The 10,400-nt window shown below is 37.1% G+C and carries 10 protein-coding genes and 2 pseudogenes; 1 reads left to right on the forward strand and 11 read right to left on the reverse strand.

Features of this window, described 5'->3' with window-relative positions; all coding sequences use genetic code 11:
* From PN470_RS21765 to PN470_RS21810, 11 genes and pseudogenes are all read right to left on the reverse strand, one after another.
* Positions 1-351 (reverse strand): annotated as a pseudogene (locus PN470_RS21765) (helix-turn-helix domain-containing protein); the annotation flags it as partial.
* Between the two features lie 21 nt (positions 352-372).
* Positions 373-723 carry a hypothetical protein gene (locus PN470_RS22455; RefSeq protein WP_396888886.1) on the reverse strand — a complete coding sequence of 117 codons (351 nt, stop codon included), beginning with the start codon at positions 721-723 and terminating at the stop codon, positions 373-375.
* A 72-nt stretch (positions 724-795) separates the two neighbouring features.
* Complete coding sequence (locus PN470_RS21770; protein WP_103112316.1) at positions 796-1,236, reverse strand: glycosyltransferase; 441 nt, start codon at positions 1,234-1,236, stop codon at positions 796-798.
* Between the two features lie 279 nt (positions 1,237-1,515).
* Positions 1,516-2,760: a glycosyltransferase family 4 protein gene (locus PN470_RS21775; RefSeq protein ID WP_272105074.1), complete on the reverse strand. Its 1,245-nt coding sequence runs from the start codon at positions 2,758-2,760 to the stop codon at positions 1,516-1,518.
* Positions 2,757-3,479: an FkbM family methyltransferase gene (locus PN470_RS21780; RefSeq protein WP_004160826.1), complete on the reverse strand. Its 723-nt coding sequence runs from the start codon at positions 3,477-3,479 to the stop codon at positions 2,757-2,759. The genes PN470_RS21775 and PN470_RS21780 overlap by 4 nt, the downstream gene beginning before the upstream one ends.
* Before the next feature lie 57 nt (positions 3,480-3,536).
* On the reverse strand, positions 3,537-4,361 hold the full coding sequence (locus PN470_RS21785) for a class I SAM-dependent methyltransferase (RefSeq protein WP_004160825.1): 825 nt from the start codon (positions 4,359-4,361) through the stop codon (positions 3,537-3,539).
* Complete coding sequence (locus tag PN470_RS21790) at positions 4,358-5,104, reverse strand: TylF/MycF/NovP-related O-methyltransferase (protein WP_272105075.1); 747 nt, start codon at positions 5,102-5,104, stop codon at positions 4,358-4,360. The genes PN470_RS21785 and PN470_RS21790 overlap by 4 nt, the downstream gene beginning before the upstream one ends.
* Before the next feature lie 28 nt (positions 5,105-5,132).
* On the reverse strand, positions 5,133-6,083 hold the full coding sequence (locus PN470_RS21795; RefSeq protein ID WP_272105076.1) for a polysaccharide pyruvyl transferase family protein: 951 nt from the start codon (positions 6,081-6,083) through the stop codon (positions 5,133-5,135).
* 36 nt (positions 6,084-6,119) lie between these two features.
* Positions 6,120-7,409 (reverse strand): hypothetical protein, encoded by a 1,290-nt coding sequence (locus PN470_RS21800; protein ID WP_272105077.1) that lies wholly within the window; start codon positions 7,407-7,409, stop codon positions 6,120-6,122.
* Between the two features lie 253 nt (positions 7,410-7,662).
* Positions 7,663-8,580, reverse strand: a complete 918-nt coding sequence (locus PN470_RS21805) for a glycosyltransferase family 2 protein (RefSeq protein ID WP_272105078.1) — start codon at positions 8,578-8,580, stop codon at positions 7,663-7,665.
* A gap of 95 nt (positions 8,581-8,675) precedes the next feature.
* The gene (locus tag PN470_RS21810) at positions 8,676-9,500 is read right to left on the reverse strand and encodes a Uma2 family endonuclease (RefSeq protein WP_272105079.1); all 825 of its coding nucleotides are present in this window, start codon (positions 9,498-9,500) and stop codon (positions 8,676-8,678) included.
* 267 nt (positions 9,501-9,767) lie between these two features.
* Here PN470_RS21810 and PN470_RS21815 point away from each other — a divergent pair.
* Positions 9,768-10,400, forward strand: a pseudogene (locus PN470_RS21815) (transposase family protein); the annotation flags it as partial.

The following is a 10,400-nucleotide window of genomic DNA, read 5'->3' on the forward strand; positions in this document are numbered from 1 at the left end:
ACTTCTTTCACCTTCTCCCGAACTGTTTCTGGCTGTGCTTTTAAGGATTCCCAATTCATCTTGCTTATGTCCTTTAATCACATCTAGTAAAATTTTCTTGTCCAGATCTACGACCGTTGTTATGAAATCTTTATGTCCTTTTAAGTTACTAAATTCATTTAAGCTTATTCGTTCTGGGGCTTCCCACTCTTCCTTTTCTAGTTCTTTAGCACAGTGATTAAATATTAACTGAACTTCTGACCATCCTAACCCTTCTTCTCGACTTATTTCTTCGATGCTACAATTTTTTACTCTCTCATAAATCATCGATTCATAGCGGATTGTATGATGCTGTCTTAATCTCATAAAACTCCTGAGAGGGGGACAAGCGAGCTAGAAGGTAGATAGGGCAAGCGATATTGCTCTTTGTCCTTTGATGCAATCCTTCAACCGATAGCGGCTAATTTGCATTAGCTCTTCTATATTTTTTAGGAACATTTGATGTAGCTGGAGCCAATGATAGAGATGTTGACCCACATAAAAACTGCTGTGTCTGCGTTGACCTTTATATCTTTTTTCGGGTCTTGTGACATATTTTTGGATTCCCATATCCTTAATTTTTTTACCTTGTAGTGTGGCACTTGTATAGGCGATAGCTATAACAATTATCAGCTTTGATAAATATTGCGGTGCTAATTGAGAACCTTCTAAGCTATAGCCTCCCGACTTAAAATCTCGGAACATCTCCTCAATATCAAATCTTTTTTGATCGGCAATTATTGCCGTCTCTAAATCCCCAAAATTTGTCAGAATATATTAAGGTTCTTTTGTTTGAAAACCCCCATAGGTTTTTTTCCACTTACCCGCTAAGTTAAACTGTCCAAATCCCTGCTCTTTTGTAATATTGACATCCTTCAAAAATAGTTGAGTTCCTGGACTTAAACCTAACTCTCTCATTTCTGGATAAATTCCTTCTTTTGTCTTCACATTTGTACTTTTGTCTTTAATTCCTTTAACAACTTGATAGCCTTCCTCCCATTTCTCCAAAAAATTGACGATTAGTTCGGGGGGATATTGAAAGTCGGCGAAGACTAAAATAAACGCATCCCCAGTTCCTTGTAAAAGTCCGTAATAGCTAGAACGAACAAAGCCAAAATTCCTAGCGTTAATGATAATTTTAACTCTAGAGTCGCTTTGAGAGATTTGCTCTAATATGCTGACTGTTTTATCTTGAGAGTCATTAGACCTCGACCTAATATTATCTCAAGACTAAAAGTCTTTCTAGTTAAGAAGCTTGCCCGAATAGAAATAATTTTAATTGTCCCATGTTTTTCTTAAAGGATGTTTGAAAAGTCAGGAGACCACTAGGGGTAGTGTCGTGATATATAGCGTTTCTCACACCTGTGTGGCACAGTTAAACCTCTGCTAATTAGGGTTTTCAACATCGATAATATACCTCTTGCGAACAGGAAACGCTATAGGCGCTTTTAGGCTTCTGTTATTGAAAAGAGAGGCAATTTTTCGAGGTTGCTTATATTACAATATTTCATTGTACAGCTTTAAATACTTAGATGCTTGAATCTCAAGAGTAAATTCTTGCTCCACTTTTTGCCTTGCCCGAATGCACAATTGGTTATACCTTTCTGTATCTTCTAATACCCAATTAATTCCGCTTGCTAAGTCTTCCACCTCGAAGGGGTGAGCCAGATAACCATTCTCTTGATGTTCGATCATATCAGGCATTCCACCAATTTTAAAGGCAACAGAGGGAGTGGCACAAGCGAGAGCTTCCATGACTGTATTGGGAAGATTATCCTCAATTGAGGGAGCGACAAAAATATCGGCGGCGGCATAGACTAAAGCTAGGGAAATATCATCATTTAATCTGCCTAAATAATGGGTTTTTAAGCCAAAATCAGGCGGATTCAATGGTTCAGATGCACCGAAGACCACTAACTCTAATTTATGCTGCCATATTTCCCCCTGACTGAGTTTTTTTATAGCAGGTAGCAGCAGATGAAACCCTTTTCGGTTATCGCTTGTTGCCGTCATAGCACCAAAGAGAATAAGCTGCTTATCCTGGGGTAATCCTAAGAGATGGCGAGCAATTTTTTTCTCGATTGGTTTATACCTTTGAATATCTAAGCCATTGGCAATTACTTCTATCCGTAAATCCTGAAATAGAGAACTATTTCTAGCACAATCTGCTAACCATTGACTGGGGGTAACAATAGTCAGATTTAGATTTTTCCAAGCTTTAGCTTTTCGCCACCAAACCCAACGAGAAATATCCCAATCTTGCTGACTTTTTAATTGAGGACAATGACCACAGGATTGGGTATAGCGATCACATTCTCCACTATAGTGACAACCACCAGTAAAAGGCCACATATCGTGAGCCGTCCAAACAAGAGGTTGCTTAAATTTGGCTAGGGTTTCAATTTGTAAAAACCCGGCATTAATCCAGTGTAAGTTAATAATATCTGGACTAATTTGGGCTACTCTAGAAACAAGGCGATCGGGAAGCCATTGGATAGAATAAGGTGTTCTCTCTCTTTGAGAATATAATGACAAGGGCAAGTGATCAACCCCAGGTATTAGCTTTGTCCACCCCTTCATTAATTTATTTGCCGGCGATAAAACAGTATAGTCATCACGAGTTTTATCACCAACTAACAGAGTCGAATCTGTACCAGTTTCCCGCAAGCCTTGATGTAAACGATAAACGGCTGCATAAGCCCCTCCCCGACCATCAGAATTACTTAGTAAACATACTTTCATGACTTAAAAAATATCCCGTCGATTTGTAATAGTCTTCCAGTCTGTTTATCAGCAAAGTTCGGAATAATCGTATATAGCTCGTAGCCAATTTCTCTCATAAACTCTAGCATATCTTCAAAGAGTATTTGCTGGTCATATAGTGGCACTAAAGACATTTCTATTTGAATCCCTTTAACTAAAGGAAGAATCTGAACAGCACCTTCAATAACTTGCTTTTCAAATCCCTGCACATCTATCTTCAAAAATATTGATTTAGTACCCTCTGTAACGTAGTCTTTAGCTAAAGTATCTAGCCGTCTTAATTGTACTACTTCGGAACCACAATAAGCTGATTCAGGAGCCGCTTGCAGATGAGAATCCAACATCGACAATACGGAGCTACTTTGACTATTCCCAGCAATATTAATGGTGATTTCACCTTCTTGGTTTCCCAAAGCGCAGCGAGGAGCAATTTCCCACAAGTTATCTTCCTTGCTAAGAGTAAGTAATTGGGAGTAAGCACTGGATAAAGGTTCAAAGGATACTATTTTGCCTCGATAACCACAGTCTCGCAGAAAACTAGCATACTGTCCACAGTTAGCACCCACGTCAAAGATTAGCTCTATCTGATGATATTCCAATAACCTTTCCATCAGAGCCACTTGTGAAGTATTAAGATTATATCTCTTGACTTCCAATCCCAGTTTTCTGAATAGTTTTTTAACGATATTTTTTGTCATCTTTTAGTTCTTGTAAAATTTATCAATGTTTTGAAGTTTAATTTAGTGTAATTATTTCTAGGGTTTCATCGCCTCCATAAATAAAGAGTCTGGTTTGCGAATTTTGCCGTCTATCATATCTAAACCGTAACTATTAAAATCTGGTATTCTACTATCATCAGCACGACAAACACGCACATCAATAAATCCCACTTGCTCCAGCAGCCGCTTTAAGGAATAGCGATCATACATCCAAAGATGAATTTCCCCTGAATTCCGAAATATCCCCTCTTCAAAAGATTTTTTAGCTTCATTTCCTGCCACAAGTGCTACTAGATATTTAGCTATGATAATTCTCAGTTTCTGTAAAAACCAAGCGGGACTCTTAGCCATTATTCTCTCCCTCATGGACTTTTGATGAGCTTGAATTTCCCAAAACTTTTCCGCTTCCGCACCAATTCGATAACGGACGAAATCTTTATTATTAATACTGGGGTTTAGCAGAAAATCTTTCATTTTACCTCCGCCAACACTGCGAACAGTTTGATCATAAAGTTCCAGCATCATCCAGTCATAGTCAGGTTCCGCTTCTTTAATACCTGAATCGACTTTTTCTAAAGTGGACAAATATTCTCTAGCTATTGCTTCGAGATCAGGGACAACGACTCTTATTATACCCTTACATCTGAGAATTCGGTAACATTCAGTCAGCAGTTTTCTTACCTCATCTTGTTGAAAGTGTTCTAAGACATGGGAACTATAACAGGCATCAAATTCAGCATCTGGGTAGGGCAAGTTTTTACGAATATCATATTCTCTAACTTCTGGTGAAGATGACGCTATATCAATATTCACCCAAGCAGGATGAAAGGTGGAGCCACAGCCAAAATTTAATAATCTCATATTTTTACAATGTGTAAACGATTTTTTCTATAGAATTTATAATCATTCTTTTTGTTCCGAAAATATAAATCTACTGCTTTTTTACAGCCTGAATAGTGATAGTAATCATCTATTACTAATGTCCCACCACAAGAAAGATAAGGTTCAATTCGAGTTAGACAACACATGACAGAATCATACCAATCACAATCAATATGGGCGAATGAGACGGGACTATTAATTTTCAAGGTATGTTGATATAGACCTTTAATGAAATTAACGTTATTCTCTTGAGGCTCAATTGAAAATTTCTTAAATGACTGTATAACTCTAGTATATAAATCATCTTCATACCTATAATATTTTTCTCCTCCTATACCACTAGAATTACCACTTGCTATAACCTCATAACGATTCTGAGCATCTATTCCATCTTGTTCTGATGGTGGAGGTATCGTTCCAAAGACATCATAAACATACAAAGGTCTTTCTTTGCTCTTGGCGCTTGCAATAGCTATAGCAGAACCACCTAAAGCACAACCAGCTTCAATAATAATTCCCTTTACCCCTTTCCTTTCATTATTTATGGCTATTTTTACCAGATCACAAATAGTTTGCTTTTCCAGATAACTTAACTTTTGTAGAATAATTGCTTCTATGATACTAGCTATTTCTGGATTTTTCATGCAAAATATTTTAGAATCAATCTTGGAAAATAATCTCCTTGATTTTGCAATGACTTTTTGTATGTTGAATTGAGACATATAAACTGCTCCAATATTTATTTATATTTTATGCTTGAAATTGAGATTTCCACTTATCAATGTTAGACCAAGGAAGTCTAATCCGAGTTTCATAGGCTGATTCTATCCAGGATGTTATACTTTTCCAATCATTTCTAGGTACTACAGGTAAATTAGTATCTTTAGAAATTTCTGCGGCTCGGTTATCTACAGCTAGAATTAATGCTCTCTTTTTCTTTTGCAAAGCTCGAACACCAGCGTGTAATCTTGTACCAATGTAATCAAGATCGAGACTTAATACTTGATCTAATGCTTGCAGGCTGGGTTGAACATAGATGGCTTTATTCCCATAAATGCTGTACATATACTTATAGTCTTTTGGCTGCTGAATCCAAAAATAAATATTACTATATTTTTCTCTTAGGAGTTCAATTAAATCAGAATCATATCCTTGATTTTGGTTATACTCTGTAAATGTGACTAAGACAGAATCTGATTTCCTTCTAGGAATACCTTCACAGTGTTCATCAGTTAATGACCACATAGTTGGACAAGCAGTATTAACTACATTGTTGATCCCTATAGATTCTAACTGTCTTTTTGCATAATTGTCTCTCACGGAGTGCAAATAGCCTTTATGGAGGACCCTATGATACAATATCTTTGTGTATAAATTAGGCTTCTTTTGGTATTGCCACCACCCCACTCCCATTAAAATTACATCTTTAATAAATAAGCTATCCCATAAATTAATTTTCCACTGATTGTAAGAGTTCATATTTGAGGATAACAAATTAGTCCCACCCACGATCTTAAAATCACTCTCTTTCATGTATTTGTAAGAAACCTTAGAGATTATATCCTGGGTTGGAATATTTATAATAGAAACTTCCTTGAAGACATCAAATAATATTTTTTTAACCGAATCTATGATAATCTGATCTCCCAAATTAGAACTACAGACTGATGGATCGAGAAGTGATATAGTTTGATAATACATAATTTTAAAAAATCCTTTTTAGTTAAACTCAAAAACTTAAAGGCTGATACCATACTGTTTAAAATGCAAATAAGCACCCAGACCAAATCCCAAAGGGATAATAATCAGTATATGTAAATTCCCCACCATTAGCAAGGCAATTGCCCATGAAAAAACACCTGGAAAGATGGTGAGTAAGGCGGCGCGTCTTTTGGGTTCGAAGCACATAGGTTTTAACAAAGCCTTAACAAATAATAGGGGAAACTTGAAATATAAATTAAAAATGACAAAAGCAAATAAAACTAAACCTCCCTTAAGTAAAAATGTAAAAATACCAATGTGAAACCAAGTAGCCGCTTGGTTGCTGACGGGAGACAAAAAAGTAGCACCTATCCCTCTACCAACTAGCCATTCTAAATCCTGCATACTTTGAACTGCGGCTATAGCTTCTTCGACTCGTAATTGGGACGATTTATCTCCAGATTCGATTTGAGCAAATCTCTCAAAAATAAGGTATTCTGATGCTGATTGTTGAATGTTTAATATAAAATCAGTAAATATACCAATCAATAACAAAACAGCGATCAAGAATAATATGTTTCTTATTTGCCCCAGCTTTAGGATAGATGATTGAGTCGCTAGTAATCCATTAGATAGTCTGTAAGATAAAACCAAGATAGACAAAATTACTAAAAGGAGTAAGTAAATTAAAGCCGATCTTTTGGATACCCATATATCTGTACAAAAAAAGCTTAATCCTAGCAATCCCCCTAAGATAATTTTCCACAGCAAGCCTTGCCTTCCTAAAATTCCTATAGCAATTGCAAGCGGCACTTGGAGGAACATTAAAAACTGGCTTTCTGCATAAGTAGTTATTCTGTATTCTGTTCCCAAATCAATTATGTTTGTTTTTGATGCTAATAATGAAAGAGAATGGTAGAGAAGCAAAGTTGGAACAGATATCAAAGCTAAAAGTTGTATCTTAGGATTACAGGATTTCACGAGCAGGCGAAACATTGCAAGGCCAACAATAAATCCAATAAAAGCTGCCAAATCAGAAATGATAAACCTAGTCCCGTTCTGAAGAGAGCCTATAAAGGTGTACAATGAGATAAATATCGCATAAAAAAATCCCATTTTACCTAATAATATTTTGCGAAATTCTTGGTCTGATAAAAACGCACCTCCTATAGAAACAGTAGCAGCTAATAATGTTGTTCCTCTTAATCCCTCATCAGCATTTTTTGGCTCTAAGCCTGTATTTAAGTAAAAATTTATGAATAACAAGAATAAAGTTAAATAGAAAGCAGTATTTGCAATTATTTCAAGTGTCATATTTTTTTTCATATTAGACCTCTCCATAATATTATCTTAAGACTAAAAGTCTTTCTAGTTAAGAAATTTGCCCAAATAGAAATGATTTTAATTGCCCCATATTTTTTCAGTGAAATTGAATTAGCAACGATAGATGTACATTTTAGTTGTCGAACTATTTGGTTAGTACATAGCATAAAAGCAAGCTGTGATTGGGTTACAATTTTTGGAGATGTCTATTAGATGATGAAAGAGATATATATTTGAAATCAGTCACTGTGATTCACTAGGGATTAAGTAAGCAATTTAACTTCTGCAATGATCTTCTAAATAGATTTTGAGGTTTCATTAATTTATCACACATTTTTTTATCGTATTCTCTATCAACAGCAACAAAAGGATTGATTTTGAGAGGAAATTCAAGGGAACTTGTATTTAGATTGGCTAATTCTGCGTTGGGTGATTTTGTATGAGTTGCATTCTCTCCAAACCCAATATTAGAAATTAGGTTAACAGAGGGAACTATTGATAGACCAGACTGAACTAACCGAGAAAAACCCCATTGGTAATCCCACCAGGTAACAGCATCAGGATTTTGATAGGTTTTCCAATAAATTTGCTCTCTATATTTAAATAGTTTGTCACCAGCCAGAACATCTCTAATTTCGCTATTTGCCCACAACTTCAAATCGTAATCAAAATATTGCCAAGCCCTTCTCCAAGATGCCCATCCCCAAGTTCCCCCATGGCAAGAGAAGTGATAAGATTGACTCCTATCTTTCCATCGTCCTAACCAATTTGTCCCAGTAATCATCATAATTCTCTCATCAAGAGAATACTGATCCAACATTACTTGGCAAAACCTAAAAAACGTAGAGTCGGGCAGGCAATCATCTTCAAAAATAATTGCTTCTTCTACCTGCTCAAATACCCATGTAATTCCTGTCGCTGGACGCTTACCACATCCTAAATTTAAATTAGAATAATTGGTCAATACCTCGCAATCCCAATCCACACCCTCGATAATAGCACGAGCCGCCTTACACTTTTCAATATCATCGGCTCTATCTGGACGGGGACCGTCGGCAACCACTAATAACTTAGGTGGTTTCGCCTGACGGATAGCTTCAAATACCCTCGATGTCGTATCAGGTCGATTAAAAATCAGGAAGGCCACAGGAGTGGTTAGTTGGAAGTCAGTCATAGACGGATTTACTTTTAACTCGTAGCATCATAACCCAGCCTGACCAAATTGTCAACTCTAGGCTAGTGGGACTACCAAAATCCGCCCAGACGAAGTCAGAGACTTTCAGGATTAATCCCCAATTCCCTGAGTTTAGCCGCCAATCGTTCGGCTTTTTCTTCGGCTGCCTCAGCTTTCTGTTGTGCTTCTTCAGCTTTCTGTTGTGCTTCTTCAGCTTTCTGTTGTGCTTCCTCAGCTTTCTGTTGTGCTTCTTCAGCTTTCTGTTGTGCTTCCTCAGCTTTCTGTTGTGCTTCCTCAGCCAACTCTCGCGGGGTTGGCAACAACATTCCATCTAAAGTCGCCCAGCGAATCCAGACGGTTGTTACCCCTCTATATTTTCCCTGCCAACGAACTAAAGCTAATCCCAAACGACCACTGATTAGCCATCCTTTCTCGTTGGGTTGCCGCGGTTCATATAGGCCATCAACTAAGACAAATTCGGCAAAATCTTCAGGATTAAAAGGATCGTACCAGAAATATTCAGGCACTCGTAACTTATCTTGATAAATCTGTTTTTTCTCGGTTTTGTCTATTTGGGTGGTACTTTCTGAGAGTAGTTCAATCACTACATCGGGGGCTTTTCCCTCCTCCCAAGTAACCCAACTTTTTCGCTCCCCTTTTGGCACGCCTAAGACGGCAAAAAAATCAGGTCCTTTGAAGTCTTGATTTTTCAGTTGTGCTGTACTGAAATAGACAAACATATTGCCACTGGCATAACCATCTTCTCGTTGGTCTAGCCAAGGGGATATACTGTCTATTAACAGATCCATCTGCCATTTATGCCTTTGAGTTTCCATGGGTACTCCATCATCGCAGGGAAGTTCATCTTGGGTGGGTAATGCAGTTAACTGCATTGGTTGACTAAACGTCAGAGTTTCCATATTTCTGTCCTAGATTTTGGGTTTAGTTATTTAGATTTTCTAGATTTTTTGCCCTCTTTCAGGCAAATACTACTTTAATTGAGTAGCTACAGCAATTCTAAATGATTCGTGAACGGGCAAGGAGCTTAATACCATTGTTCAGCTGCTTATTGTCAAGGGTTTAGGGGATTACTATCTGTTCTATCACAATTCTAGACTAAGACGCATTGGCCTTTCTAGGTTCTGTGTGAGCATGGTATAATAGTAACACAGAACAGGAGGTGAGTTATGTGGATAAATTTTGATCAACTCCTCGATTTACCAAATGTAACAGTGGTCAATTATCAAAAAATTACTCGAACAATTTTCCTAAAGCTTGCTCTTTAAAATGAAGCAATTGAATGCCCGAATTGCCATCAAACCTTGGACAGAATCAATCAGACACAGTATAGTCTAGTCAGAGATTTGTCAATATTAGGCAATCGAGTATATTTAGAAGTACCACGCCGCCAGTTTCATTGTCAAAAGTGCCAAAAGTATAGGAGCGAAAGACTATGTTTTATGAGATTAAGACAGCATCAGACAATTCGCTATGAATCGATGATTTATGAGAGAGTAAAAAGTTGTAGTATCGAAGAAATAAGTCGAGAAGAAGGGTTAGGATGGGAAGAAGTTGAGTTAATATTTAATCACTGTGCTAAAGAACTAGAAAAGGAAGAGTGGGAAGCACCAGAACGAATAAGCTTAGATGAATTTAGTAACTTAAAAGGACATAAAGAATTCATAACAACGGTCGTAGATCTGGACAAGAAAATTTTACTAGATGTGATTAAAGGACATAAGCAAGATGAATTGGGAATCCTTAAAAGCACAGCCAGAAACAGTTCGGGAGAAGGTGAAAGAAGTGAGCGTCGATATGTG

The organism is Microcystis sp. CS-574, from assembly GCF_028329095.1.
Classification (GTDB): Bacteria; Cyanobacteriota; Cyanobacteriia; order Cyanobacteriales; family Microcystaceae; genus Microcystis; species Microcystis ichthyoblabe_A.

Coding starts and splice junctions, on each gene's coding strand:
- PN470_RS21810 (WP_272105079.1), bottom strand. CDS start 9,500: ATGGAAACTCTGACGTTTAGTCAACCAATGCAGTTAACTGCATTACCC.
- PN470_RS21775 (WP_272105074.1), bottom strand. CDS start 2,760: ATGAAAGTATGTTTACTAAGTAATTCTGATGGTCGGGGAGGGGCTTAT.
- PN470_RS21800 (WP_272105077.1), bottom strand. CDS start 7,409: ATGAAAAAAAATATGACACTTGAAATAATTGCAAATACTGCTTTCTAT.
- PN470_RS22455 (WP_396888886.1), bottom strand. CDS start 723: ATGTTCCGAGATTTTAAGTCGGGAGGCTATAGCTTAGAAGGTTCTCAA.
- PN470_RS21805 (WP_272105078.1), bottom strand. CDS start 8,580: ATGACTGACTTCCAACTAACCACTCCTGTGGCCTTCCTGATTTTTAAT.
- PN470_RS21795 (WP_272105076.1), bottom strand. CDS start 6,083: ATGTATTATCAAACTATATCACTTCTCGATCCATCAGTCTGTAGTTCT.
- PN470_RS21780 (WP_004160826.1), bottom strand. CDS start 3,479: ATGACAAAAAATATCGTTAAAAAACTATTCAGAAAACTGGGATTGGAA.
- PN470_RS21790 (WP_272105075.1), bottom strand. CDS start 5,104: ATGTCTCAATTCAACATACAAAAAGTCATTGCAAAATCAAGGAGATTA.
- PN470_RS21785 (WP_004160825.1), bottom strand. CDS start 4,361: ATGAGATTATTAAATTTTGGCTGTGGCTCCACCTTTCATCCTGCTTGG.